This is a genomic window from Parabacteroides sp. AF19-14, from assembly GCF_003635485.1.
GTDB classification, from domain to species: Bacteria; Bacteroidota; Bacteroidia; order Bacteroidales; family Tannerellaceae; genus Parabacteroides; species Parabacteroides distasonis.
In genome coordinates, this window is sequence record NZ_QTMJ01000003.1 from 182763 (window position 1) to 208354 (window position 25592).

Consider the following 25592-nt stretch of genomic DNA (forward strand, 5'->3'; position numbering starts at 1 on the left):
TCAAGTAAAACGAAGTAAATCTTTCAACTGGATCTTCCCCTCATAAATGGCCTTGCCGAAAATGACGGCGGGAATCCCAGCCTCAGACAGTTTCTCTATATCCTCGATCGAGCTTACGCCACCGCTCGCTATGATATAAAGGAAGGGGATCTCGTCCTGTATCTCTTTATATAGCTCGATAGCCGGGCCTTGAAGCATGCCGTCCCGCGCGATATCTGTGCAGATCACCTTGGTAATCCCTTTATCGTAATACCCTTTGATAAAAGGAACCAATTCTTGGCTGGTCGTTTCCTCCCAACCACTGATAGCGATCTTCTTTTCCTTGGCATCGGCCCCTAATATGATTTTCTCGCTACCGAACTTGCCGATCCAAGAGGTGAACATTTCCGGGTTCTTCACGGCGATACTGCCCCCGGTTACCATCTGGGCGCCGCTTTCGAAGGCGATCTCCAGATCATCCTCTTGTTTCAAGCCCCCTCCGAAATCAATGATCAAGGAAGTCCGGGTCGCTATCCGCTCAAGGATGCGGTAGTTGATGATGCGTCCCTCACGGGCTCCGTCCAAGTCTACCACATGCAAACGCCGGATGCCGTTACCCTCGAACATCTTGGCCACTTCCAGAGGATCTTCGTTGTAAACCTTCTTGGTAGCGTAATCTCCTTGCGTCAACCGGACGCATTTGCCATCTATTATATCTATAGCGGGAATAAGCTCAATCATATCTTTAAAAAGTTTTTCAATATAACCTCTCCTACCGATCCACTTTTTTCCGGATGGAACTGCGTTGCGTAGAAGTTGTCTTTGTGTAAAGCGGCGCTGAACGGAAGGATGTAATCGGTCGTAGCAGCCGTGTATTCATTTACAGGTACATAATAACTATGTACGAAGTAAACAAATTTGTTCTCCAATCGCTCATTGAATAGGCCGCTTTTAACGTTTGTCAAAGTATTCCAACCCATGTGAGGAACCTTGTCTTCATGCTTTCGCGGAATGAAACGTTTCACTTCCGTAGGGAAGATTCCCAAGCAATCTGCGTTTCCCTCTTCCGAATGCATGCACATCAATTGCATACCGAGGCATATCCCGAGTACCGGTTGCTTTAGGTTCAAGATCACCTGATCCAATTTATGCTCCCTTAAATACTCCATGGTCGTGAAAGCTTCACCTACTCCGGGAAAGATAACCTTATCCGCTTTATTTAATAATTCCGGATCAGCCGTGATGATCGGGGTAACGCCCAACCGCTTCAAAGCGTAATCTACCGAGTAGATATTTCCGGCATTATATTTAATAATGGCAACGTCCATTGTTGTTAAGCTTTTATATTGAGTCGCAAAAGTAACAAATTATCATTACATAATTATGAATAGCGAATGAAAAGTTCCCAAATGAAATGTATTTGTGATAAACTGGTGTGATCGGAAAGGGGAAATGGAGAAAGGGACGATCGCTGATGTGGCCCTATGGGAAGAATATTTTAGCGAAAAGTTTATTTTTTTTACGCCAGCTATTGCAGGTTTAAAAATAATACTTACCTTTGCACCGCAATCGAGAGAGATAGCAATAAAAGAAAAGAGGTTCGGTAGTTCAGCTGGTTAGAATACATGCCTGTCACGCATGGGGTCGCGGGTTCGAGTCCCGTCCGGACCGCCTCTTTTTAGAAATTCTTATTGATTACAAAATGGTTCGGTAGTTCAGCTGGTTAGAATACATGCCTGTCACGCATGGGGTCGCGGGTTCGAGTCCCGTCCGGACCGCCATTTTACAAATAGAATAAAGTCTCGAAGCTTATATGGTTTCGGGACTTTTTTGTTTTATACGATGAGGCATAAAGCCATTCTTCTTTGTTTCGCAATATATAAATTAAATCTATTCGTCTAAAAAGCGCTTCAAATCGTAGTACATCGAACGGGTTGCATCATTCTGATCTTTTTCGGAAATAAAATCAAATCCACTTTTTTGATAGAATCCGACCGCGTCGTGGTAGGCGTCTACTGTAATAAAACGGCAACCGGTACGGTTCCCATGGGTGAACATAAACTTGATCAGACGGATAATATCCTTCCTATCCTTTGGCCCGCATATTCTTCCGATATGGCCAGCCTGCCTATTTTAACGGCAGGATAATGCTTCCTTCGTTTGGTATTGGCTAGGTTATATTATTGGGCTTATGTGATATTTGTGGAGAATGATGTTGTAAGTAAAAATGCGATAATCTTGACGTTTTGATTGAAAATATGGGATTATGATGGCAGAGCCTTTTTGCGAACAGAAAAAATGGGGAGAGTTTTATGGTTAAATAGCCCATTTTGCCCTGTTTTTTTACATGAATACCCCTGTTGGGAGACGAAAGTAATGGGATTAGGTAACGCGAAAGCCTGTGTTAGGCCACGCTACCGTATGTGTTTGGCGATACATACGGTAGGAATTGGGTACGCGACCTATAGAAATGGGCGATGCATCCGTATGAAAAGCACCTTTCTCCTGCATAAATATGAGATAGGATGAATTAATCTCGCTAGAATGAAAGGGTGTATTTAAGCAAAGTGTTATAATACAATTGATTGCTGATATTTTTTCTCGTATTTGGTAACAGCATGTACCTTTCCCGGAAAAAACGATTCTCCGGGGCTTCAGATTACATATTGTCATATTGTCAATTTGAGCGTATTACTTATCTTTTGAGTCCCCCCTGTCGTTGTAGCTGTTTACTGAATACAAATCTTAAGTCCTGTCCTTTACTATTTCCTGCAGCAATTCGATTACGCTGTCTTTCTCTTTTAGCATCCGCTCATATAGGGCGTTCTTCTCATTGTATAATTCGATAACCTTATCGATAGGGTTGAAAGTGGGCTGGCAATACATCATGGAAGCGATAGCGCTATCATTAAAAGTGCTCGATATGATGTTAATGGCGCTACCTTCTTCCATTTCCGTAATGGCTTCTACCGGAATGTTCAAAGCAGCGGCGATCTTATCCAAGATTTGTTGTTCCAGCGTCTCTTTTTTCTCATAGCCAGAGAGGGTCGCCTGCGATACTCCTATTTCTTCCGCAAGAACGTCTTGATTTACATTACGCCATTCTCTCCACCGGCGTATATTAGCCCCATGGTTACATTTCTTCGCTGTCGTTTGCATTGCTTAATTAGTATATAATATTCAATCAGACAAAAGTATGAATTTAATTTGGGTGATGCTTGTTTGATAGAGTAATATTTTATCTGGTGGAGATAAATATATTATGTATCATTGCGATAGGACGTATTCCGATCCCTGCTTATGCGGATCTATTATTAATTTACCGCACTAGGCTGGCAATGCGGGCAATAGTAAATGCTGCCTCCGAGGTAAGCCTCTTTCTGTATCCGTTCGCCGCAGATGGGGCAAGGGTCATGGTAGGTGTTCTTCGATAGGATCGTGCGGTAATTACCTAAGGCGCCGTATAGATCCTTCTCCGTATCCCGGCCTCCTTGGCGGGTCATCTCTTTCAGCGTGGATTTGACGGTGTTGAAGAGGCGGTCTGTATCCTCTTCTGATAAAGTCGATATTTTTCGTTTCGGGGAGATCCGGGCATTGAACAAGATATCTTGGCAGACTCCGTTGCCCAGGCCCGGAATACGTTGCTCGGTGGCGAGTAACGCCTTCGCGGATATATCTTTCTTGAGATTCCGGATGAGACTGATAAAATAGGCTTTATCGAATCTCTCGTCCAACGGACATAGTTTATGGATGCTACCTTGGTAATAGGGATTGTCAAACTCGCCTTTGAAAGCGTAAATGGAACCATACATCGAAACCGTGAAAGCTAGGAACGAGTCATCCTCGAATACGATCATAAGCTGATATTTCTTCGGGGCCTTTTCCGCGGAGGTATAATAACGCATATTGGTTCCGTCTCCGATTAAGAGGTGGGTATCCGTGTCCATAAGGATGTCCACGAATGCGCCATAGCCTTGGGCGCCTAGGACCGTTCGTCCTACCAGCCTATTGGAGTATTCCGCCGGATCGCCATTATAGAACGTGAAACGGTGAGGACTGTTCGACTCGATAACATGCGCTATTCGTTTACCCTTTAGCGTTTCGCTAGCCTGTTTGCCAATGGTGGCGGATTCGGGAATCTCAATCATATTCGTATTGTTTTTAGAGGTGACGGGGTAAATATAGGCATATTTTCCATACCAATATTCATTGATACGGAAAATAGGAACCGGACTTTAATTCTGGGTCGGATAAAGGGGCTTTCCTGTCTCGTCCACATCTGTCCAGTCTTTTACGTTGACACTGGCCAAAGTGACCGAATTACCGTTGATTGCCGCTTTAAATAAATAAGAGTTTCCCGCTTTCAACTCGCCATCCGGAAGAGGGATCTGGGTGGTATAGGTGCGGGTACTGTTTTCATTGTCGGCGGATATTTCCAGCGTGAGAGTCATGGGAGCCGTATGTCTTATCGGCAACATGATATATTGGGCGGTTAATCCGTTTATGCCCATCTTATCCGCTTTTCCGAAGGCGGTAGCAGGAGTGATGACACCTGTGCCCAGATCCATGGTCGCCCCGGTTTCGGGAGGTGTGATCATGGCGGAGACCAGTTGGTTGATCGTGATGCCTTCACCGCCGGTTAATTCTACTACGACTTGGGTAGCCACATGCCCATAAACAATCGGTATATTGATTTGGGAGCTATTAACATCCTGTTGTATGGCGCTCCACCAAAGATAATCGATACCGTTGAAGAGGGGTTCGGATACGCCACTCGTGAATGTAGGGGGGATCGTGGAGAAATTGTCGGATACGGCGTAGAAATTATAAGTGCCATTGGAGAGAAACATTTTATATCCGTCACTTCCTGTTAACACCCCGGGAGATGAGGTTATGTAAAGACCTGACGCCTCGGGGCTTCCCTTGGTTCCTGCGCTGCTGTTAAAGACATAAACCCTGCTTTGTATTCCTTTATTCATGGGAGACATGGAACGTAATAGGTTCCGGCCCTCCACGGAGGCGTTGAAGGTCACCAACGTACTGTTTCCCGGGTCCTCGTTTCCCGAAGAGCCGTTTGGGGTTGTTCCATCCTCAAAAATAATCGTGTTCTTGTTGCATCCGGCGAGGAGTAACAGGAACATCGTGCTAAATGTAAGCGCATTTGCCGCTTTCAGTAAATTCCGTATCATATAATTTGTGTTTAGTGAATAGTCTATATAATACATTTTGCGAACCGTTTTGGTTCAGAAAGCGGCAAATGTTTTAACCTTAATCTATCGGTTTCACGTAAGACCAGTGGGTTTGTATGATCTTCCACTGGTTGTCGGGGTTGCGTCTGTAAACCTCGGTGCAGTTCCATTTTATTACCTTGTCGGATAAGTAGCTATCAAGGTTGAACGTGAGTACCGCTATGTTTTGCGTGACTTGTACGATCGGGCGTATCATGTCGAAATGATCTGCCGGAGGAAGTTGCATACCTTTATAATAAGTGCGCAGTTGTTCCAATCCCTCTATTTTCGTCTCTAGGGAAGGATCGAAGTAAATCACGTCGGTGTCTGAAAGCTCTACGAATGCCATCGGGTCGGTCGAAGCTAGAGCCTCTTTTTCAAGGGAGATGATCATCTCCGGGATGTTCTCGTTTAATGTTTTGTTCTCCATATTCTTTTGTTGTGCGTTAACGGATAACGTGCTTCCTAATATGAGAGCCGCTATCCATGATTTGTATTGTCTCATGATGCTTTATTTATTGATAGAGGCAAAATTAGACATACCGAATGGAGTTCGTATAATACGTATAAAGGAGGAAATAGTACTTTTTACGGTTTTGTATTCCTGCGATAGTTTAGCGGGGTCATGTTTGTTTGGGAACGAAATAGACGGATGAAATAGGATGGATCCTCGTAACCTAGAGCTTCCGTTATGGCGGATATAGGCAAGTCTGTATAAGTCAATAGCCGTTTGCTCTCGATTAGTATTTTGTTTAGGATGTATTGTTTAGCGTTGATGCCCGTAGCGTTTTTCACGATCTCATTCAGGTAGTTCGGGGTGATGCAAAGCTGATCGGCATAGCTCCGGATGGAATGATCTCGCTTGAAGGAATGGTTTACTAACTCGATAAATCGGTCTACATAGATGCTTTTAGATCGGGCGTTTGTGTCTGGAGGTAAAGCGTTCGAGCTAGCGTATAGCCTGTTGAGCAACATTAATGTCTCGTACAACAAGGCCCGGAGTAAGTGTTTGTCTTTCGACTGATAGTCCTTGATCTCTTTATCGATCTCCGAGATCAACTCGGAGATGCGGCCATAGGCTTTCTTGTCGAGACTGAGCTTGGAAGACCGTCTTTCCGTATGGAAATAAGAGAGGTTCCGGAGAAATGCCGGATCATTGAAAAAAGAGAGCAGGAACTCTTCCTCAAAGATAAGAGCGAATCCGTCTTGTATCGTTTTATCGTCCCATTTACGTATTTCGCCGGGCCGGGTAAAGATGATATCTTGAGGCTTTACCCGGTTCGCTTGATGATCGATAAGGAATTCTCCCTCCCCGCTAGTGATCAATGTTATATCGTAATACGTCAATATATGTACGGGTTGTTCCTTGAGATACTTCTTGATCGTGTTCAAGGGAACGACGTCGATAAGTAGCTCATCGCCGTATTTGTGTTTATAGAAGTCGTATTGCGGTATATTAAGATTCATCTGCTCATGTCTTTTATTTGAAAAGCATAGGAGCGAATTGGAGGAGATAAGCCCGCCAATTGGCCCAGATATGCCCTCGGGTGGATTCTACGTACTGGTATTTCATACCTAGGCTATCCATTCGCTGGCGGAATTGCTGGTTTGCGTCATACAGGAAATCGTCCTTTCCGATACCGATCCAGAACAATTGATAACCGGATCTCTTGAGGTTTCCTAATTTCTCGTCGAGATTCGTGTACATCGGGCTATTCGGGTCTACACCATTGGCGCTGAGTCCGGCGGAGAAAAGTCCTATATAGTTAAAATAGTCCGGATAATTCAATGATATATATAATGTATGGAAACCACCCATCGAAAGTCCGGCTATGGCCCGGTGTCGCTTATCCGGGATCGTACGGTAACGGTTATCGATGAAATGAATGATCTCGGTGAAACTCTTCTCATACGAGCCATCCTTATAACCGGGGAAGCTGTTGCTCATGGCTGGCTTGTAATTCAGGTTATCGGGCGTTTCGCCGGGAGCGGCCTGCTTGCTGGGATTACCGTTTGGCATAACGACAAGCATTGGCTGTATCTTGCCTTCGGCAATCAAGTTATCCATGATACGGGTGGTACGGCCAAGCTCCAGCCAAGCGTTCTCGTCACCGCCACTGCCATGTAACAGGTACAGAACGGGATAAGACTGGATGTTCTTATCGTAAAAAGGAGGCGTATAAACGCTAAGTCTTCGTTCGCTCCCGAGGATGTCCGAGTGATACCAAGTGGTTGTAACATTGCCATGAGGTACGTCACGTACTTGATAATAATCGCCATTTCCCCCGTTGATATAGAACAGGCTGAACAAGGTGCCTACGTCACGGCAAGAGAATGGGTTGTTTGGGGCGATGTTATAAATACCATCTATATTTAAACGATAGGTGTACATTTCGGATGGCAGTGGGGGAGTCGTATAGCTCCATGTACCGTTTTTCCCTTTCGTCATCTGGCCATTGCCCTCGCTGGCTTCCCAGTCTCCTTTTACGGAGACGGACTTCGCTTTTGGGGCTTCTACATAGAAAGTGACGCTATTGTCTGGGTTGATCACGAGAGGTTCTACCTTATCGGTCTTGAATCCTACGTTCTGTTGGGCGAAAGCCATGGATAGCGGCAGTAAGAGAGCCGCGAGTAATGCTAGTCTTTTCATCTTATCTATACGGTTTAAAGAATTAAGTTATAGAGACAAATATACGATTTATTTCGGAAAAATAGAAGTTATACTTACTTGGCACTTGTAGTATATCTTTTTGGGTAAAGTAAGTATATCTTCTTTAGTACTTGCTGTATATATTCTTTTCTGGTTAGGATGATTCTTGCTGATTATAACTAATACATGATTTCACGTTACTACCTTTGCGGCTCTTCTATTGTTAATTAGTCTTATGTGTTTGCACAGTATTTGTTGTTTTGTGCGGCACATTTTTATTAAAAGTGTGCAGTGTTTGAAAAAAGTATTTATCTTTGCGACCGTTTTGTAATCAAGAAAAGTAAAACATGAAGAAAAAAGTAGTATTAGGTGCGGCATTGATGATGATGCCTTTGGTTTCTTTCGCTGGAGGATATTTGACGAATACGAATCAGCATGCAGCCTTTTTAAGGTCACTTTCGCGAGGTGCTGCAATTGATATAGACGGCGCTTTGTCAAACCCGGCGGGTCTTTCTTTTTTGCCGACAGACGGTTTCCGCGTTGGTGTGAGTATCCAAAGTGCTTTCCAGACCCGGGATATCGATGCCTCTTTCAGTACATATAATGGTTTCGACCCAGTGAATAAGGTGCCGACAGTGAGCGATGTTCCCTATAAAAAGTATTACAAAGGAAAGGCAGCCGCTCCCGTGATTCCGAGTGTTTTTGCGGCTTACAAAAAAGGTGATTGGACGATCTCCGGTTTCTTTGCCATTACGGGTGGAGGTGGTAAGGCTTCGTTTGACGATGGCCTGCCAATGTTCGAATCGGCTGCTATGGCCGGTATCTTCAAGGAAAGTGTAGCGAAATATATCAAGACTGGCGGTCAAAGTCCTATCGTCACGCCGGATATGTATACTATTAACAGTGCGATGGACGGAAAACAGTATATTTATTCCCTACAACTTGGCCTGTCATACAAGATCACGGATTGGCTTTCTGCCTTTGCCGGTGGCCGGATGAACTATTTCTCAGGAAACTATGACGGGTATCTGGATGCAAAATTAAAACAGAATTTTGGTGGAGCGGATTTAATGAACCTGGCTTTGGATTGCGACCAGACAGGTTGGGGGTTGACACCGGTTTTGGGTGTCGATGTCAAATATGGTAAATTCAATTTCGGAGCTAAATATGAGTTTAAGACGAACTTGAACATCGAAAACAATACCAAGAAGTTGGATTATCCCGACAGTGCGGAAGATTTGGTTGGCCCTTATAAGCATGGTGTAAATACGCCGAACGATATTCCTTCCATGCTTTCGGTGGCAGCTTCTTATCGGTTTTTGCCCATGTTGAAGGCTTCTGTTGAGTATCACTTCTTCGATGACAAGAAGGCGGGAATGGCTGGTGGAAAGCAGAAGGAACTGGAAAGAGGTACGAATGAGTATCTGTTTGGTATAGAGTGGGATGTTGTCAAGAGATTGACCATTAGCGGTGGCGCTCAAATTACAGATTATGGTTTGTCTGATAATTTCCAAAGTGATGTTAGTTTCTCTTGCGATTCTTATTCGCTGGGCTTTGGTGCTAAAGTGATGTTGAGCGAAAAAATGGCTTTGAACGTGGGATATATGTGGACAACTTACCACGATTATACCAAGAAGATGGATAACTATTGCGGCACGGGACTTCCTGGGCAGAATGTGTATAGCCGCACCAACAAGGTGTTCGGATTAAGTTTGGACTACGCTTTCTAAGCTTGAAAATATTCGTATCATCCTGAAAAAGGAAGCTGCCTGTCGTGCGGCTTCCTTTTTTTGATTCATAGGCTGGCATTCAAACAGACTTATGAGACCCTATGCTTTACAACTTGTAGCCCATTGGGTTTTAGTCGCTGTAAAGCATAGCTTAGGTAATGGCATAAAAAAAGAGGGTGCGTTATGCACCCTCTTTCTTGATTATTTATTTGGCTTGTTGCCGATTATAACTGAATCCAACGTACATAAGCGAAGTCCATGCGGTGAGGTAATTCCTTGTTTACAGGGTATACACGGAAGCCTACCTTATGGTTACCAGCCTCGGAAGGAGTGGTCGTTAACTTGAAGAATAATTTAGAGCCTTCTTCTTTCATCAACTCGAATTGAGCGGTGTTGATCAACTCTAAGTTATGTTTCTCCGGATCTTCCTTCGTAACAACCATCTCAGCGCCTAACATACCTTGCAACTCATGACGGTCGATTACCAAGTTGAAGTTGTATTCTTTTCCTACAACCGGGCCAGTCACCGTCAGATCTTGATCGCAAGTGAAAGACTCTACTTGGAAGCTATCCCAATGTTGAGCTACTTCTTCTTTCCAAGCGGCTACTTGCTTAGCGATCTCGAAGTTGTTGGCGGAGATATGAGCGGAACGAGTTGCCAATTTATGGTAGAAACGATCCTCGTAATCGTCCAGCATACGTTTCATCGTATAATCCGGGGCGATCTTGGCGATAGAGTTCTTGATATACTGGATCCAGTCCGGAGAGTAACCTTTGCTGTTCTTAGCGTAGTAAGTCGGGATGATCTCAGTCTCCAAGATATGGTAGATCGTAGCCGCATCCAACTGGTCTTGGTATTGCTGGTTCTCGTAGGTACGTTTGTCGGTCAATGCCCAACCTGCGCCTTCTACGTAACCCTCGTACCACCAACCGTCAAGAACGGAGAAGTTCAATACACCGTTCATCTCGGCTTTCTCACCGGAAGTACCGGAAGCCTCTAACGGACGGGTCGGAGTGTTCAACCATACGTCTACACCAGAGATCAAACGGCGAGCCAAACGCATATCGTAGTTCTCCAAGAAGATGATCTTTCCTAAGAACTCCGGACGGCGAGAGATCTCGACAATGTGCTTGATCAAACCTTGACCACCGCCATCTGCCGGGTGAGCCTTACCGGTGAATACGAACTGGATCGGGAACTTCTCATTGTTAACGATCTTAGCCAAACGGTCTAAGTCGGTGAACAACAGGTGCGCACGCTTGTAAGTAGCGAAACGACGTCCGAAACCGATCAGCAAGGCGTTCGGGTTGATCTTCTCAAGGATAGAAACCACCTTGGAAGGATCGCCTTGGTTCTTCAACCAGCTATCTTTATATTGAGCACGGATATAATCGATCAACTTGTTCTTCAAGGTCATGCGGAGATTCCAGATTTCCTCGTCGGGTACATTCTGGATGCCTTCCCATTGCTTGCGGTTAGATTGGTCGTTGAACAAGTTCTTGCCTAATTTATCGGCGTAGAATTTCTTCATTTCCGTAGCGGCCCAAGTCGGCATGTGCACACCGTTGGTTACGTAGCTAACGTGCAACTCATCCGGGAAATAACCTTTCCAAACCGGGGCGAACATACGCTGGGAAACCTTACCGTGCAACCAGCTTACGCCGTTAGCCTCTTGGCAGGTATTCAAGGCGAATACGCTCATGGAGAATTTCTCGTTAGAGCCCGGGTTCTCACGTCCCATGTCGATGAAGTCTTGCCAGCTAATACCTAACTTGCCGGGGAACTCACCCATGTAACGTCCGAACAAACCTTCGTCGAAATAATCGTGACCTGCCGGAACCGGAGTGTGTACCGTATAAAGGGCGGAAGCACGAACCACCTCCAACGCTTGGTTGAATGAAAGACCATCGCTCTGGATATAATCCACTAAACGCTGGGCGTTGATCAAAGCGGCGTGTCCCTCGTTGCAGTGATAGATTTGTTTCTTGATGCCTAATTTGTTCAACATCATGATACCGCCGATACCCAACAAATACTCTTGTTTCATACGGTTCTCCCAGTCGCCACCATATAATTGGTGCGTGATGGAACGATCCCATTCGCTGTTCTGAGGAATATCCGTATCCATTAAATACAAAGGTACACGACCTACGCTAACTTTCCAGATATGAGCGTAAACGGTTCTGCCCGGGTAAGGAACTTCCAATACCATCGGTTCGCCGTTCGACTGTAATACCTGAGTCAATGGCAGGGCGTTGAAATTTTGCGGCTCGTAGTTCGCGATCTGCTGACCGTCCATGGATAAGCTCTGTGTGAAATATCCGTAACGATACAAGAAACCTACGGCGCATAAATCGATATTGCTATCGCTGGCCTCTTTCAGGTAATCGCCGGCCAATACTCCCAGACCACCTGAGTAAATCTTTAATACATTGGTCAAACCATACTCCATACTGAAGTAGGCTACAGAAGGTTGTGTCTTGTCCGGTTTTACATTGATATAAGCTTTGAAATCCGCGTATACCTTTTTGATCTCAGCCATTAACTCCTTGTCTGCTAAGATCTCTTCCATACGTTTGTGTGAAAGGCTTTGCAATAACTGTACTGGGTTACCTTCCGTGGATTTCCAAAGTTGTTTGTCGATCTTGCCAAATAGTTTAGCGCCTTCATGATTCCATACCCACCATAGATTCGTTGCGATTTCATCTAGTGGTTCCAGCTGTTGTGGAAGCTTGGAATGTGAGTAGACGTCCTTCCAAATAGGACTGTTTGCGTTATTCGCCTTAATTTTCATTATCGTGAAGTTTAAAGTGTTTGTCTAAAACGAGTGCAAAGATAGCATTATCTTATTAATTATGAGCAATATTTAACTATTTCTTTCCTCGGCATGCTTCATGGCGATGTCGAACGCGGTCAGATAATAATTGATAAACTTGCTCCATTCCGCTTTTCGAGCGAGATCAAGACAGCGTTGTCTGATATCCTCGATGTCTGTAGCATCCTTTTGGCTGAGCGCCAGGATGGAGTTCATGATAGCGTCCGCTACTTCAAAATAATTGAAATCCGTACGGTTTATAACCTCTACGCCCTCGCAAAGGTTGTTTCCGGAGACTGTCCTCTTCGCCCACATACCGAAACCGGCCAGATTGGTCGTGATGGTAGGGATACCGAAAGCGATACTCTCCAGCGGGGTATATCCCCACGGCTCGTAGTAAGAAGGATATACGGTGGCGTCCATGCCGATTAGCAGGTCGTAATAAGCCTTATTGAAGATGCCGCCTCTGCCGTCCAGATAACAAGGTACGAATATGATCTTTAGTTTCTCCGATGCCGCGTTCGTGAAGCCGGCGTGGTTGATATAATTCAAGACCTTATCTTCCGGCATATTATGCAACCAGTGCGTAATGAAGGGGAGTTGAAGCGGAGCGGTGGTCTTTATGTCCTGCTCGATCGCCTCTTTTAAATCCGCGCGGGCCGCGCGTACCCAAGCCGGTACCATGATAAAGGCTACGACCTCACGTTGCAGGCGTCCGGACGTACGTACACGATTCATCGCCTCGATGAAGACATCGATACCTTTGTTCCTGTATTCGTAACGGCCGCTGGTGGAAACCAACAGGGCGTCCGGGTCGATGGTACAGCCTAATAGCTTTTCCGCCACATTAATTAATGTACGACGTGCTTCCTTCCGTTTCTTGGCGTATTCTTTGCCCTCGGGCACGAAGTTGGGCTCAAAGCCGTTCGGGGTAACGATATCCGGTTCCTTGTCCAATAACTGTTTGCATTCGCGGGCCGTGATATCGCTTACGGTCGTGAAACAATCCACGTAATGGGCGGCCTGTTTCTCCACGGAATGCTTGGCCTCCATGTTTAGCTCCTCGGCCATCTGGTCGCCGTTATAGCCGTCCATATAAGCGTATAGCGCTTTGTCGTTGCCGGCGATAGAGCGTCCGATCGATGTGGCATGCGTCGTGAAAAGCGTGGCGATGGCGGGTATCTGCTTTTGAATATAAAGCGCTCCCATCGCCAGCATCCATTCGTTGAATAAGGCGGCGACTTTCTTGTTTTCCAGTTTGTAGAAGTGATAGAAACTCTCTATTACCTTACCGACCGCATACGCAAAGATACAAGACTCATCGTAATCGCCGTAGGCGTGGATGGAGTCAACTCGGAAATTTTCCCACATAGAATAGAAAAAGGCGTCTCGTTCACTGAAGTAGGACTTGAAATCTACCAGTATAACAGGGGGGGTACCCGGTACGTTCCAGCGACCAACCTTAACTTTCAAGTGATCCACTGCCTCGGCGTGCTTTCTCCAATCCTCAAACAAAGATGCGTCTTCCGTAAAATCGGGAGCGGTTGTGTTTGCCCACACATCCGGACCGATGAATATTACTTTGTCGTTAAAAATTTGTTGAAGCGTATGAGCTTTAGTCGATAGTACGGTATAAATACCTCCCACTTTATTACAGACTTCCCAGCTGCTTTCAAAGAGAAATTCTGGCGTCTTTATCATTTCGTTCATATTTGATTTGTTTATAATCAATGATTTCACCGCTGCAAAGATAATTCATTTTATGTTTTTTCTTGGCCTTTCCTCGGTATTTAATAACATATGTTCTATATTTGTGGATAATTAAATATGAAATAATTATGGCTAAAAGAAGAATTTTAAAGAAAGAGATCAGCTACGTGGCTGGTGAATTGTTCACGGAAGCGCTGGTTTGCAAATTGTATATACCCGGAGTAAATCAAGAGAAAGCGGATGCTTTGATGGCTCGTATCCTAGATATGCAAGATAGTTATATCGTTCGTGCCGGACACCCCGACGGCAAGGATAACAAGGCTCTCGTACGGAATTATTATCGCAAATTAAGAGAGGACTTGCAAAACGAGGTTAACGCTATCGCCGACGAGATAGGAGAGTTGAGCAAGGACAAATAGGCATGAAGAAGGCAATTAGTAAGGCGATACTCCGTATGGCGGGGTGGAAGCTGGGCCCGGTGGATGGCGTGGATTTGCCGAAATGTATCGTATGTGTGGCTCCGCATACCAGTAACTGGGATTTTATCGTAGGGAAACTTTTTTATACCTCGATCGGGTGTAACGCCGGTTTCCTGATTAAGAAAGAGTGGTTTTTTTTTCCTTTTAATTTGCTGTTTAACTGGCTGGGTGGTGTTCCGGTGGATCGTGGTAAACGTACGTCGGTGACCGATCAGATGGTGGAACGTTTCAAGACCAGTGAGCGGTTTCAATTGGCCGTCACACCGGAAGGTACCCGGAAGCGGGCCAAGGACTGGAAAAAAGGATTCTATTTTATCGCTTTGAAAGCGAACGTGCCGATCGTGGTGGCTTATTTTGATTATGGAAAGAAAGAGGTTGGCACGAAAGGTGTTTTTTATCCGACAGGTGATGTGGATAAAGATATCCATACGATACGAGAGATGTATCGGGGAGTTACCGCCTGCCATCCTGAGAATTTCGTACAGGTATAGGAGTTTCATGGTGAAGAAATAAGAGTTTTGCTATAGGAAAACAAAAGTTTTCCCTAGGAGAAACAAAAGTTTTGCTATGAAGAAACTACTGTTTCTTCACCATGAAACTGTTTCCTTGTCACAATATGTCTTTTTATTACCTTAATATCTTTATTCTATGACTGAAGACTTACGTATCAGTATGATACAATCCCATATCATTTGGGAAGACCGTGAAGAGAACTTGGGTTATTATGGCGAACTGTTGCGCCGTGTTAGTGGAAGAACCGATTTAGCGGTATTGCCGGAGACGTTTACTACGGGATTTTCCATGGACGTAGAGAAACAAGCCGATACGATGGATGGACGGACTGTACCGACTATAAAGGAATGGGCTAAGAAATATAAACTGGCCGTGGCTGGAAGTTTTATCGCGAAAGATAACGGAAAGTTCTACAACCGGGCTTTTTTCATCACTCCGGAAGGAGAGGAGTATTATTACGATAAACGTCATTTGTTCCGTATGGCAGGGGAGGACAAGCATTTCTCGGCGGGCGACAAACGTCTGATCGTGCCTTATAAAGGCTGGAATATTTGTTTGCAGGTTTGTTATGACCTACGTTTCCCGGTTTGGAGCCGCAACGTGAATAACGAATATGATCTTTTGATTTATGTAGCCAATTGGCCCGAGGCCCGGAAGAAGGCGTGGAAGGCATTGCTGCATGCACGTGCCATCGAGAACATGGCTTATGTCTGTGGCGTGAACCGTGTGGGGGTAGATGGGAAAGGTTTTCTTTTCAGAGGGGATTCCATGATTTATAACGCAAAAGGAAAGAAATTGGCGGATGCCGGAAAACGAGAGGAAATCACCCGGACATGTACCTTGAAGAAGAGCGAGCTGGATGAGTTCCGGGCTAAGTTCCCGGCGTGGAAGGATGCGGATGGATTTAGTATTGACTTCTGATCGTTTAATTCCTTCTTATTATGGAAAAACGTAATCCTTGGGCTTGGATCCCGTCTCTTTATTTTGCCGAAGGCTTGCCCTATGTGGTAGTCATGACGCTTTCTGTGATCATGTATAAACGTTTGGGCGTCTCGAATACGGATATCGCCTTGTTTACCAGTTGGCTTTATTTTCCTTGGGTGATCAAGCCCATCTGGAGCCCGTTCGTAGACTTGATAAAAACGAAGCGTTGGTGGATTTATAGCATGCAGCTATTGATTGGTGGGGGAATGGCAGGTGTGGCGTTCGTCCTTCCCGGGGATTTCTTTCTGCGGTTTACCTTGGCTTTCTTTTGGTTGATGGCGTTTAGTTCCGCTACGCACGATATCGCCGCGGATGGGTTCTATATGCTGGGCTTGACGGAGGAGCAACAGGCGTTCTTCATCGGTATCCGAAATACGTTCTACAGGGTGGCGATGCTAACCGGACAAGGTCTGCTGGTTATGCTGGCGGGACTTTTGGAGGAGAGTACCGGGCGGATTTCCTTTGCTTGGAGCCTGGTGTTTTTCGTATTGGCCGGTACCTTTATCGCCTTGGCCTTGTGGCATAAGTATATCTTACCCCGTCCGGCGAGTGATGCGCAACGTACGAATATCACCCCTCATACCATCTTCGTGGAGTTTGGCAATACTTTCGTGAGTTTTTTCAGCAAGAAAGGGATTGTCCCGGCTTTGCTTTTTATGCTGACGTATCGTTTGGGGGAATCCCAATTGGTAAAGTTGGCTTCTCCTTTCCTGCTGGATGGGCGGGAAGTTGGCGGGCTGGCGCTCAGTACCGGTGAGGTCGGGTTCGCTTATGGTACGGTGGGAGTGATCTCCTTATTGCTCGGAGGGGTTTTAGGAGGCCTGGCTATATCCCGGAGTGGCTTGAAGACTTGGTTATGGCCTATGGCATTGGCTATCTCCTTGCCGAATCTGGTCTATTTGTATATGGCCTATACGATGCCGGAGAGTATTGTTGTCGTAAACGCTTGTGTCGCTGTCGAGCAATTCGGCTACGGGTTTGGCTTTACGGCTTATACGATGTATCTGATGCTTTTCGCCGAAGGGGAATATAAGACTTCGCATTATGCGATCAGTACCGGTTTCATGGCGTTAGGTATGATGCTACCGGGAATGGCATCGGGATGGATACAGGAGCAGATCGGTTACCAACATTTCTTTATCTGGGTAATGATCTGTTGCATACCTTTATTTATTGTATTGCCGTTCTTGCGTTTCAAGAAAAAATAATCTTATACCGATAATCCGGGAGTGTAGGGGAGGGTCACGATGAATGTGCTACCTTCCCCTTCTTTGGATTCTAGGGTGATATATCCTCCGAAGTGTTCGATGATAATTTGGCAGATCGCCAGTCCGAGGCCTGTCCCTTGCGCAAACTCGTCCAGTTTGTTGAACCGTTCGAATACTTGGGCTTGCTTATCTGCGGGAATGCCTTTGCCCGTATCGGTAACGGAGATCTGGATCCAACGTTTATCTTGCGTATAATCGTATTTAATCAAGATGTATCCTTGCGTCGTGAATTTTGCGGCGTTGTTTATGAGGTTGGTAATCACTTGGGTTAATCGATGTAGGTCCGCTTGGATAATGGCCGGGAGGACCGGCAGTTGTATTTTAAGCACTACGCCTTGGGGCATCAACAATTGATGGGTGCGGTAGATATGGGATAGTAATTCGTTTAAGTCACAATTCGTGAGGGTAAACGACATCTTACCGGACTCGATGCGGGATAGATCGAGAATGTCATTGATCAATTTCAATAAGAGGTCGCTGTTCTTACTGATAACTTGCATGAACTCATCCCTCTCGTTCGGGCTTATTTCCATATCGCTTGTTAGCAGTTCCGAAAATCCAACGATGGCGTTAAGCGGGGTACGTATCTCATGGCTCATATTGGCGAGGAACGCTGATTTCATTTGGTCCGCTTCCTCGGCCCTTATACGGGCTTTGATAAGATCTTCCTCTACTTCCTTACTTTGTTGGATATTTAAGCAGAGCCCGTTTACTCCGACATTATTGCGGGTGGAGTCTTGTCCATTCTTCGTTTGCGCATATCTGAATTCCCACCATATATGCCCTTTGCCGTTGAAATTATATCGGCGGCGGGTGATCTTACGGGAAGGGAATCCTGTATCAAGCAGGTGTTTATGTTGGATGAAATCTTCCCGGTCTTCCGGGTGGATAGACTCTTGGAATTGCGTGGAGGTGATCGGCTTTATCGGCATATCCAACGACTTATAGAAATCATGGTCGAACTCGAATACGCCGTTGCTGTATCGGAATGCGAAAATATCACCGCTCTCTAAAGCCAACGAGAGGAATTCTTTCTCTTTCCGTAAACTTTCTTGAGCCTGTTTCTTGTGAGAGGCTTCGCAACGGTATTGTACTCTTTGATAGAAAAGCGTCCATAGGATAAATAGGGTTAGAAGAATCCCGCATAGAATAATATATGTTTGATAACGAACCACAAAGGGCATGTTCAAGAAGATGCTGTTTTGAGGCAGTTCTTTCCAATCGATCCCCCATTTATTTAAAGTCGGGTAATCGAACAGATAGTTTTTGGCGCTTTCCGTTATTTGTGGGAAGCTATTGGCCGGTGTGCCTTTGAGTATGCTGGCAGCTCGTCGTAAGGCTTCTTGGGTTTGACTCTCTACCGGGGTCATATATCCCCCTATGAAGTCTCCGTCATATCCTACGGATTCGTTGATCGCCGAGAAGCTGGGAAATGAGCAGAACCTACCTAAGGCTATCGAGGTATAATCTCTTTTGGTAGCAAGGTAGGCCTTGTTGTAAGTACTTGTACCTAACCCCCAGATCAAGTTGGAACTGGTACGGGGTTGAATGGTTTGTATATAGAGGGAATCGAACGGTACTTTTGGGAACCGCACTAAAGAAGAGGATCTCTTTTTATCGGATGGGGATGAATACTGGGGATATTTAAGGTAATCGGGTCTAGCCTTGGAGCATAGCCCTTTTATTTGCTCATCCATATCTTTCAGGATCTTTTTGTCAAGAGCTGTACTATCAGAGACACGTACAATCACGCATTTTCCCATGATTCGCTCAATAAGTTCGACGTTTTTCCGATAGTCCGGCTTATCCCAAAATCCGGATACGTTAGGATACTTTTGAATTAAGGGTATGTTAGGGTAGTTGACTCCGGTAAAAACGATAGGTACGCTATCTAATAAAGGATGTTCGCAAGCCAATAAGGAATAGGTCGCTTGATCATCGTTTACGATTATGATATCAGGCTTCCATAAAGATAACGTATTGAGTTCCGTATATATTCTTTGTTTCTCTTCTGGCGATTGATAAGCTTCGCAATTAAGATAGAACGTGAAGATACTGGCATGAATGCCTTCCTTTTGGAATCCATTTTTAAAAGTCTCTTCTACATCTTTATAGGCTTGAAAGTCCGGCTCATAAGATTGTACTATCAAGATGCGTTTTTCCGTGGTTGAGCGTTCGCAAGAATTTGCGACCAATAAAAACAATGGAAGCAACAATAAAAAAAGATAACGATAAGAAGTGTTCGCCATGTGTATAGCTTCAATATAATAGGTACAAATGTATAAAAAGTAATTGGATATCAAAGAGACAAATGTCTATTTTTCTTGGCTTCTGAGGTTGGTTTATAATTCGAAAACCAAGGAGATGCGGCACCCCTTATTCTTTTCGGACTGGAGCAAGATACGCCCGTTTAATTGTTTTACGATAGCTTGGCAGATCGATAGTCCAAGACCTGTCCCTTGCACGAAATCATCCAGCTTCTTGAAACGCTCGAATATCGCTTCTTGGTCCTCGGGAGAGATCCCGATGCCTGTATCCTGCACATAAAGTCGGACGTCTTGTGCATTGGTGGAATACTCGTAACCGATCTCTATAAAGCCTGCGGAAGTAAATTTTATAGCATTTTTCAGTATGTTCTCGAGCGCTTGGTAAAGTCGCTCCTTATCCGAATATAAGCAGATCGGCGTATCGGGGCATTTCTCCTTGAATTCGATACCTTCGGGGACATCGGAAAGATGTTGTTTATAAAGGGTTTTCACTAAATCCGTTAAATTGCAGGATTCTTTATGAAAGACGATACCTCCGGATTCAATCCTTGCCAAATCCAATATGTCATTGACTAACTTTAGTAATAACTCGTTATTGGTCGTGATGATATTAGCGTATTGCTCCTTCTCTTCCGCTGTCAGATCCAGTTCGGCGATTAGGCTTGAAAAGCCGATGATCGCATTTAGAGGGGTACGTATCTCATGACTCATGTTAGCCAAGAATACGGATTTCATCCGGTCGGACTCATTGGCTTTCTCCAAGGCTTCCGCTAATGATTCCTTTTCATGTAATAGGGCTTTTTGCGCTTGTCGTTTTGCCTTGGATTCTTGGGTATACATGATGATGAAGCTACCGAAGACAAAGCAGCACATCGTGCTGACTACGATTATCAAGCTCCAGAATAATCTTGGATATTGGTCCTTAAAAGGAAAGTTCAAAAGTATAGCATCCTTCGGAAGAAGCCTTTTATCAATATTCCAATATTTGACTTCATTGAAATCAAATACATAATTCTTCTTGCTCTTTGTTATCTGTGGGAATGATTCGCTAGGGGAGCCTTTTAATATTTCCGCGGCTCTATCGGTAGATTCTTCTATTTGGGTTTCCAAGGAGGTGATATAGCCACCTACAAGTTTATTCGTATATCCTAGATCCTCGTTGATCGCCGTAAAAGAGGGTTTACTGGAAAAACGGCTGGTGTTCAATACCCGGTAATCCCGTTTGGCCTGTAGATAGTAGATGTAAGGGACGTGTTTACTCATGTACCAAGAAACAGCTGATAGCTTGTCTCCTTGCACGGGCACGACGTTGACGGTCGTACTATCTGGTCGTTTTAAGCTTTGATTGACCCTGTCCAAAGTAGCGATCTCTACCGGTATATACATGATGCGATTATTATCGACCCGAATGTCTGCTTGAGCACATTGCTCATGTAACGTAGCCTTAATGTGCCTATCTATATACGTACTATCGTGCAACATATAAATCGTAGACTTGCCCAACAGATGTTCTATCAAGCGGATGTTCGTGACGTAGTCGGGCTCGTCCCAGAATCCGGAAACATTCGAATATTGCGCTAATAGTGCCTTATTGGGGAAATTTACGCCGCCAAATACAATGGGGACTGTAGAGATTAGCGGATGATGGCATTGCATTAACGTGTAAGTTGCTTGATCCTCGTAGACCAAAATCAGATCGGGTTTCCAAGTAGAGATCGAATCTAGATACAGGTACATCCGTTTTTCTTCGGCGGGTACCGCATATTGCTCGCAGTTCAAATAGAATGTTTGGATCGACGGACTAATCCCCTTTTTCTCGAGGGATTCCCGGATCAACCGATCGCAGTCTTTATAAGCTACATAATCGCTTTCATAGGAATGCACTACTAATATACGATATTTATTTCCCGACTGTTGACAAGAGGACTGTAGAATGGCTAGCAGAAAAAGTAGAACAAATATGTAATATTTCTGTATAGATCTCGCTAGCATAAGTCGAAAATTAGTACGTTGCCCTTAATCGTAATTTAAAATGAGTGTTTTTATGCGAGTGCAAACTTATTAATAATTATTGGATATCAATGGCTTTTTTATTGAATATATAGGGCTAAAATAAAAAACGGCTATCAGATCCCGAAGGACCCGATAGCCGTTTTTCTATCTTATGTGGAGTAAAGGAGCGATTAAAACCGCTTCTTTTTATTTTACTTCCTCAAAGTCAACGTCCGTAACGTTACCGTCTTTGCTGTTGTTGCTGCTACCTGCGTTACCGCCAGCTTGTTGACCACCGAAGTTAGGATCTGCTTGCGGGCCGCCTTGAGCGCCGCCACCTTGAGCGTTGTACATTTCTTGGCTAGCTGCTTGGAATACGCTGTTCAATTCTGCCATAGCAGCATCGATACCTGCGATATCCTGAGCCTTATGAGCTTCTTTCAATTTGTTCAAGGCACCTTCGATCGGAGCTTTCTTGTCTGCCGGAAGCTTGTCACCAAGATCTTTCAATTGTTTCTCGGTCTGGAAGATCATGCTATCCGCTTGATTCAATTTATCGATACGCTCTTTCTCTTTCTTATCGGCCTCTGCGTTTGCGGCAGCCTCTTCTTTCATACGCTTAACCTCATCATCGCTCAAACCGCTGGAAGCCTCGATACGGATACTTTGTACTTTACCGGTTCCTTTATCCTTGGCGGATACGTTCAAGATACCATTGGCGTCGATATCGAATGTAACCTCGATCTGAGGGACACCACGTTGTGCGGCAGGTATTCCATCTAGGTGGAAACGGCCGATAGACTTGTTGTCTTTAGCCAAAGAACGCTCTCCTTGCAAGATGTGGATCTCAACAGAAGGCTGGTTGTCTACAGCAGTCGTAAATGTCTCGGACTTCTTGGTCGGGATGGTCGTGTTAGACTCGATCAATTTAGTCATTACACCACCCATTGTCTCAATACCTAAAGACAGCGGAGTAACATCCAACAACAATACGTCCTTAACCTCACCTGTCAATACACCACCTTGGATCGCTGCACCTACGGCTACTACTTCATCCGGGTTAACGCCCTTAGACGGAGCTTTACCGAAGAATTTCTCAACGATAGCCTGTACGGCCGGGATACGAGTAGAACCACCTACCAAGATCACTTCGTCGATATCAGAAGTTGATAAACCTGCGTCTTTCAAGGATTGACGGCACGGTTCGATACATGCTTGGATCAGACCGTCAGCCAATTGTTCGAATTTAGCACGAGTCAAAGTCTTAACCAAGTGCTTTGGAATACCGTTTACCGGCATGATATACGGCAAGTTGATCTCCGTGCTAGTCGTACTTGACAACTCGATCTTCGCTTTCTCGGCAGCTTCTTTTAAACGTTGTAAAGCCATCGGGTCTTTACGTAAGTCTACGCCTTCCTCTCGTTCGAATTCTTCAGCCAACCAGTCGATGATTACGTGGTCGAAGTCATCACCACCTAGGTGAGTATCACCGTTTGTTGATTTTACCTCGAATACGCCGTCACCTAACTCAAGGATGGAGATATCGAATGTACCACCACCTAAGTCGAATACGGCGATCTTCATGTCTTTGTTCGTCTTATCCAAACCATAAGCTAAAGAAGCGGCAGTCGGTTCGTTTACGATACGGCGTACGGTTAAACCTGCGATCTCACCAGCCTCTTTCGTAGCCTGACGTTGAGCGTCACTAAAGTAAGCAGGTACTGTGATAACGGCTTCCGTTACTTCCTGTCCCAAATAATCCTCAGCTGTCTTTTTCATTTTCTGCAGGATCATCGCTGAGATTTCCTGCGGAGTATACAAACGTCCTTCGATATCTACACGAGGAGTGTTGTTATCACCACGCACTACTTTATAAGGAACGCGATTGATTTCCTTTTGTACTTGGTCATAAGTTTCACCCATGAAACGTTTGATAGAGAATATAGTCTTTTCAGGATTGGTGATAGCCTGACGTTTTGCGGGATCACCTACCTTACGCTCGCCGCCTTCTACGAAAGCTACGATTGAAGGTGTTGTTCTTTTACCTTCGCTGTTCGCGATAACAACCGGTTCGTTACCTTCCAATACGGCAACACAAGAGTTGGTTGTTCCTAAGTCGATTCCAATAATCTTTCCCATGATTGTAAATATTTTAATTGTTATTATTCATCGTCCGTCATCCTCCTTGTTTAAAGGATTCACATAGTATTCAACAAATGCCGTGCCAAAGAAGTTTGGGTTTGAAAATAAATAATACGTGTCATGAATCGTGACATTTTGACGGTTTGGCAGAATACAGAAAGCCCCGGAACCGCTTTAATAGGCCCGGGGCTTCTCTTGTTATTTGTTGATTATTTCCTTTTCTTCTTTCATGTCAAGCTCATTCTTGTCGGCATCAAAGAATTTGTATTCAAGAAAGGCGAGACTTTGATTGGGAATAACTTTTAAACCATGTGTGTACTTCATTTTCCACTTCATGCTCAAGGGGAACAACCCCTTGTTCACATACGCTGCGACATACGGATGTACATGCAGGGTGAATTTCTTCACGTGATGTTTGTTTACTAAGCAATCTATTTTTTCTTCCAGGCTGTCGGTAAACAGGATGGAAGGCTTAACCGTTCCTGTTCCGAAACAGGATGGGCAGTCTTCTGACGTATCCACGTCCATTGCCGGACGTACCCGCTGACGGGTAATCTGCATCAAGCCAAACTTACTAAGAGGAAGGATATTGTGTTTAGCCCGGTCATTTGCCATTGCCTTTGTCATGTGTTCAAATAGCTTTTGCCGGTTGGCAGCCTCTGCCATATCGATAAAGTCTATGACGATGATACCTCCCATGTCTCGTAAGCGGAGCTGACGGGCGATCTCATCGGCGGCGGCTATATTTACGTCGATAGCTGTCTTCTCTTGGGCATCGCTGCCTTTGGAACGGTTCCCGCTGTTCACGTCGATAACGTGCATAGCTTCCGTGTGCTCGATAATCAAGTAAGCTCCACTCTTGTAAGTGACAGTTCGTCCGAATAGCGACTTGATTTGCTTGGTGACCGCAAAGTTGTCGAAGATAGGAAGCTCTCCCGTATATAACTGTACGATTTCTTCCCGTCCCGGTGCGATCAAGCTTACATAGTCGCGGACATTATTGTAGACCTCCTTGTCATTTACATAAATATTTTGGAAAGAGGGGTTGAATATATCCCGAAGCAAAGCTACGGTACGTGCCGTTTCCTCATAAATAATAGCCGGAGCTTTGAGTTTAGGCACCTTCACGATATTATCTTCCCATCGTTTCATCAATGTCTTCAATTCATGATCAAGCTCCGCGACACGCTTGCCCTCCGAGGATGTCCGTACGATAACACTGAAATTCTTCGGTTTGATACTTTGGATTAACTGGCGCAAACGGGCTCGTTCCTCGCTTGATTTAATTTTGGTGGAGACAGATACTTTATCGGCGAACGGTATCAGCACGATATATCTTCCGGCAAAAGAAAGCTCGGAAGTCAATCGGGGACCTTTCGTCGAGATAGGCTCTTTAGCAATTTGAACCAACACCTCTTGTCCTACTTTCAGCACGTCGCTAATACTCCCGTTCTTTTCGATCTCCGGTAGAATCTGAGTTTTCGACAGTACCGGCGCCTTTTTGGGATCGCTCAGCAATTGCTTTAAATATTTCTGTTGGGTGTTGAAGTTAGGACCTAAGTCCAAATAGTGAAGAAACGCATCCTTTTTGTAACCGACATCAATGAACGCAGCGTTTAAGCCCGGCATCAGTTTCTTAACCTTACCTAGATAGATATCACCAACGGCGAACGAGACGTTGCGGGCCTCCTTTTGGAGCTCCACAAGGCTCTTGTCCTCCAAGACGGCGATAGATACCTCTTTGGGCTGTACATCAACTACTAATTCACTAATCACTTAAGATGTGTTTTTAAGATCAGACCTTATAAAATACGCAAAGAACAAACTTAAAAGG

General features: G+C 44.9%; 20 protein-coding genes and 2 tRNA genes. 8 read left to right on the top strand and 14 right to left on the bottom strand.

What is annotated here, in order from left to right; genetic code table 11:
* Complete coding sequence (gene hisA, locus DWX33_RS04090; RefSeq protein WP_122379890.1) at positions 1–720, bottom strand: 1-(5-phosphoribosyl)-5-[(5-phosphoribosylamino)methylideneamino]imidazole-4-carboxamide isomerase; 720 nt, start codon at positions 718–720, stop codon at positions 1–3.
* Positions 717–1307: an imidazole glycerol phosphate synthase subunit HisH gene (hisH, locus tag DWX33_RS04095; protein WP_122379891.1), complete on the bottom strand. Its 591-nt coding sequence runs from the start codon at positions 1305–1307 to the stop codon at positions 717–719. The genes hisA and hisH overlap by 4 nt, the downstream gene beginning before the upstream one ends.
* A 124-nt stretch (positions 1308–1431) precedes the next feature.
* On the opposite strand from hisH, the gene DWX33_RS22340 reads away from it, so the two are divergent.
* From DWX33_RS22340 to DWX33_RS04110, 3 genes are all read left to right on the top strand, one after another.
* A complete protein-coding gene (locus DWX33_RS22340; protein WP_158595281.1) occupies positions 1432–1599 on the top strand; it encodes a hypothetical protein in 168 nt (55 codons plus the stop codon).
* Positions 1577–1650 (top strand) — tRNA-Asp (locus DWX33_RS04105). The genes DWX33_RS22340 and DWX33_RS04105 overlap by 23 nt, the downstream gene beginning before the upstream one ends.
* Before the next feature lie 33 nt (positions 1651–1683).
* A tRNA-Asp gene (locus DWX33_RS04110) sits at positions 1684–1760 on the top strand.
* Between the two features lie 964 nt (positions 1761–2724).
* Here DWX33_RS04110 and DWX33_RS04125 read toward each other — a convergent pair.
* The 6 genes from DWX33_RS04125 to DWX33_RS04150 all read right to left on the bottom strand — a co-directional run bounded on the left by DWX33_RS04125 (position 2725) and on the right by DWX33_RS04150 (position 7857).
* Positions 2725–3138 carry a helix-turn-helix domain-containing protein gene (locus tag DWX33_RS04125; protein ID WP_122379893.1) on the bottom strand — a complete coding sequence of 138 codons (414 nt, stop codon included), beginning with the start codon at positions 3136–3138 and terminating at the stop codon, positions 2725–2727.
* Between the two features lie 155 nt (positions 3139–3293).
* Positions 3294–4127: a DNA-formamidopyrimidine glycosylase family protein gene (locus DWX33_RS04130; protein ID WP_122379894.1), complete on the bottom strand. Its 834-nt coding sequence runs from the start codon at positions 4125–4127 to the stop codon at positions 3294–3296.
* Between the two features lie 87 nt (positions 4128–4214).
* Positions 4215–5204 carry a fimbrillin family protein gene (locus DWX33_RS04135; RefSeq protein ID WP_122379895.1) on the bottom strand — a complete coding sequence of 330 codons (990 nt, stop codon included), beginning with the start codon at positions 5202–5204 and terminating at the stop codon, positions 4215–4217.
* Positions 5205–5247: 43 nt separating this feature from the next.
* The gene (locus DWX33_RS04140; RefSeq protein WP_122379896.1) at positions 5248–5712 is read right to left on the bottom strand and encodes a nuclear transport factor 2 family protein; all 465 of its coding nucleotides are present in this window, start codon (positions 5710–5712) and stop codon (positions 5248–5250) included.
* An 83-nt stretch (positions 5713–5795) separates the two neighbouring features.
* Entirely contained in the window at positions 5796–6674 is an 879-nt protein-coding gene (locus tag DWX33_RS04145) for an AraC family transcriptional regulator (RefSeq protein ID WP_122379897.1), read from the bottom strand.
* 13 nt (positions 6675–6687) lie between these two features.
* On the bottom strand, positions 6688–7857 hold the full coding sequence (locus DWX33_RS04150) for an esterase (protein WP_122379898.1): 1170 nt from the start codon (positions 7855–7857) through the stop codon (positions 6688–6690).
* 347 nt (positions 7858–8204) lie between these two features.
* Here DWX33_RS04150 and DWX33_RS04155 point away from each other — a divergent pair, with 347 nt between their 5' ends.
* Positions 8205–9587 (top strand): OmpP1/FadL family transporter, encoded by a 1383-nt coding sequence (locus tag DWX33_RS04155; protein ID WP_005864631.1) that lies wholly within the window; start codon positions 8205–8207, stop codon positions 9585–9587.
* A gap of 224 nt (positions 9588–9811) precedes the next feature.
* Here DWX33_RS04155 and glgP read toward each other — a convergent pair whose 3' ends face one another.
* Both glgP and DWX33_RS04165 read right to left on the bottom strand, forming a co-directional pair.
* The gene (gene glgP, locus DWX33_RS04160) at positions 9812–12382 is read right to left on the bottom strand and encodes an alpha-glucan family phosphorylase (RefSeq protein ID WP_122379899.1); all 2571 of its coding nucleotides are present in this window, start codon (positions 12380–12382) and stop codon (positions 9812–9814) included.
* Between the two features lie 72 nt (positions 12383–12454).
* On the bottom strand, positions 12455–14113 hold the full coding sequence (locus DWX33_RS04165; RefSeq protein ID WP_122379900.1) for a glycosyltransferase: 1659 nt from the start codon (positions 14111–14113) through the stop codon (positions 12455–12457).
* 128 nt (positions 14114–14241) lie between these two features.
* Between DWX33_RS04165 and DWX33_RS04170 the strand changes: the two genes are divergently transcribed.
* From DWX33_RS04170 to DWX33_RS04185, 4 genes are all read left to right on the top strand, one after another.
* Complete coding sequence (locus DWX33_RS04170; protein WP_005854588.1) at positions 14242–14532, top strand: hypothetical protein; 291 nt, start codon at positions 14242–14244, stop codon at positions 14530–14532.
* Between the two features lie 2 nt (positions 14533–14534).
* Positions 14535–15083 carry a 1-acyl-sn-glycerol-3-phosphate acyltransferase gene (locus tag DWX33_RS04175; RefSeq protein ID WP_008773478.1) on the top strand — a complete coding sequence of 183 codons (549 nt, stop codon included), beginning with the start codon at positions 14535–14537 and terminating at the stop codon, positions 15081–15083.
* 157 nt (positions 15084–15240) lie between these two features.
* Complete coding sequence (locus DWX33_RS04180) at positions 15241–16026, top strand: amidohydrolase (protein WP_008773477.1); 786 nt, start codon at positions 15241–15243, stop codon at positions 16024–16026.
* A 20-nt stretch (positions 16027–16046) separates the two neighbouring features.
* Positions 16047–17297: an MFS transporter gene (locus DWX33_RS04185; protein WP_122379901.1), complete on the top strand. Its 1251-nt coding sequence runs from the start codon at positions 16047–16049 to the stop codon at positions 17295–17297.
* A gap of 2 nt (positions 17298–17299) precedes the next feature.
* Here the strand turns inward: DWX33_RS04185 and DWX33_RS04190 are convergent, their stop codons facing one another.
* From DWX33_RS04190 to DWX33_RS04205, 4 genes are all read right to left on the bottom strand, one after another.
* Positions 17300–19606, bottom strand: a complete 2307-nt coding sequence (locus DWX33_RS04190; protein WP_122379902.1) for a HAMP domain-containing sensor histidine kinase — start codon at positions 19604–19606, stop codon at positions 17300–17302.
* 93 nt (positions 19607–19699) lie between these two features.
* Positions 19700–21616: a HAMP domain-containing sensor histidine kinase gene (locus tag DWX33_RS04195; protein ID WP_122379903.1), complete on the bottom strand. Its 1917-nt coding sequence runs from the start codon at positions 21614–21616 to the stop codon at positions 19700–19702.
* Positions 21617–21823: 207 nt separating this feature from the next.
* Positions 21824–23755 (bottom strand): molecular chaperone DnaK, encoded by a 1932-nt coding sequence (dnaK, locus tag DWX33_RS04200; protein ID WP_005864708.1) that lies wholly within the window; start codon positions 23753–23755, stop codon positions 21824–21826.
* A gap of 201 nt (positions 23756–23956) precedes the next feature.
* Complete coding sequence (locus tag DWX33_RS04205; RefSeq protein WP_005854603.1) at positions 23957–25534, bottom strand: Rne/Rng family ribonuclease; 1578 nt, start codon at positions 25532–25534, stop codon at positions 23957–23959.
* Between the last annotated feature and the right edge of the window lie 58 nt (positions 25535–25592).

What these genes read in the sequence shown, in the direction of transcription:
- hisA (WP_122379890.1), bottom strand. Translation starts at nt 720, where the DNA reads ATGATTGAGCTTATTCCCGCTATAGATATAATAGATGGCAAATGCGTC.
- DWX33_RS04150 (WP_122379898.1), bottom strand. Translation starts at nt 7,857, where the DNA reads ATGAAAAGACTAGCATTACTCGCGGCTCTCTTACTGCCGCTATCCATG.
- DWX33_RS04195 (WP_122379903.1), bottom strand. Translation starts at nt 21,616, where the DNA reads ATGCTAGCGAGATCTATACAGAAATATTACATATTTGTTCTACTTTTT.
- DWX33_RS04155 (WP_005864631.1), top strand. Translation starts at nt 8,205, where the DNA reads ATGAAGAAAAAAGTAGTATTAGGTGCGGCATTGATGATGATGCCTTTG.
- DWX33_RS04125 (WP_122379893.1), bottom strand. Translation starts at nt 3,138, where the DNA reads ATGCAAACGACAGCGAAGAAATGTAACCATGGGGCTAATATACGCCGG.
- DWX33_RS04145 (WP_122379897.1), bottom strand. Translation starts at nt 6,674, where the DNA reads ATGAATCTTAATATACCGCAATACGACTTCTATAAACACAAATACGGC.
- DWX33_RS22340 (WP_158595281.1), top strand. Translation starts at nt 1,432, where the DNA reads ATGGAGAAAGGGACGATCGCTGATGTGGCCCTATGGGAAGAATATTTT.
- DWX33_RS04140 (WP_122379896.1), bottom strand. Translation starts at nt 5,712, where the DNA reads ATGAGACAATACAAATCATGGATAGCGGCTCTCATATTAGGAAGCACG.
- DWX33_RS04185 (WP_122379901.1), top strand. Translation starts at nt 16,047, where the DNA reads ATGGAAAAACGTAATCCTTGGGCTTGGATCCCGTCTCTTTATTTTGCC.
- hisH (WP_122379891.1), bottom strand. Translation starts at nt 1,307, where the DNA reads ATGGACGTTGCCATTATTAAATATAATGCCGGAAATATCTACTCGGTA.
- DWX33_RS04165 (WP_122379900.1), bottom strand. Translation starts at nt 14,113, where the DNA reads ATGAACGAAATGATAAAGACGCCAGAATTTCTCTTTGAAAGCAGCTGG.
- DWX33_RS04130 (WP_122379894.1), bottom strand. Translation starts at nt 4,127, where the DNA reads ATGATTGAGATTCCCGAATCCGCCACCATTGGCAAACAGGCTAGCGAA.
- dnaK (WP_005864708.1), bottom strand. Translation starts at nt 23,755, where the DNA reads ATGGGAAAGATTATTGGAATCGACTTAGGAACAACCAACTCTTGTGTT.
- DWX33_RS04170 (WP_005854588.1), top strand. Translation starts at nt 14,242, where the DNA reads ATGGCTAAAAGAAGAATTTTAAAGAAAGAGATCAGCTACGTGGCTGGT.
- glgP (WP_122379899.1), bottom strand. Translation starts at nt 12,382, where the DNA reads ATGAAAATTAAGGCGAATAACGCAAACAGTCCTATTTGGAAGGACGTC.
- DWX33_RS04190 (WP_122379902.1), bottom strand. Translation starts at nt 19,606, where the DNA reads ATGGCGAACACTTCTTATCGTTATCTTTTTTTATTGTTGCTTCCATTG.
- DWX33_RS04180 (WP_008773477.1), top strand. Translation starts at nt 15,241, where the DNA reads ATGACTGAAGACTTACGTATCAGTATGATACAATCCCATATCATTTGG.
- DWX33_RS04135 (WP_122379895.1), bottom strand. Translation starts at nt 5,204, where the DNA reads ATGTATTATATAGACTATTCACTAAACACAAATTATATGATACGGAAT.
- DWX33_RS04175 (WP_008773478.1), top strand. Translation starts at nt 14,535, where the DNA reads ATGAAGAAGGCAATTAGTAAGGCGATACTCCGTATGGCGGGGTGGAAG.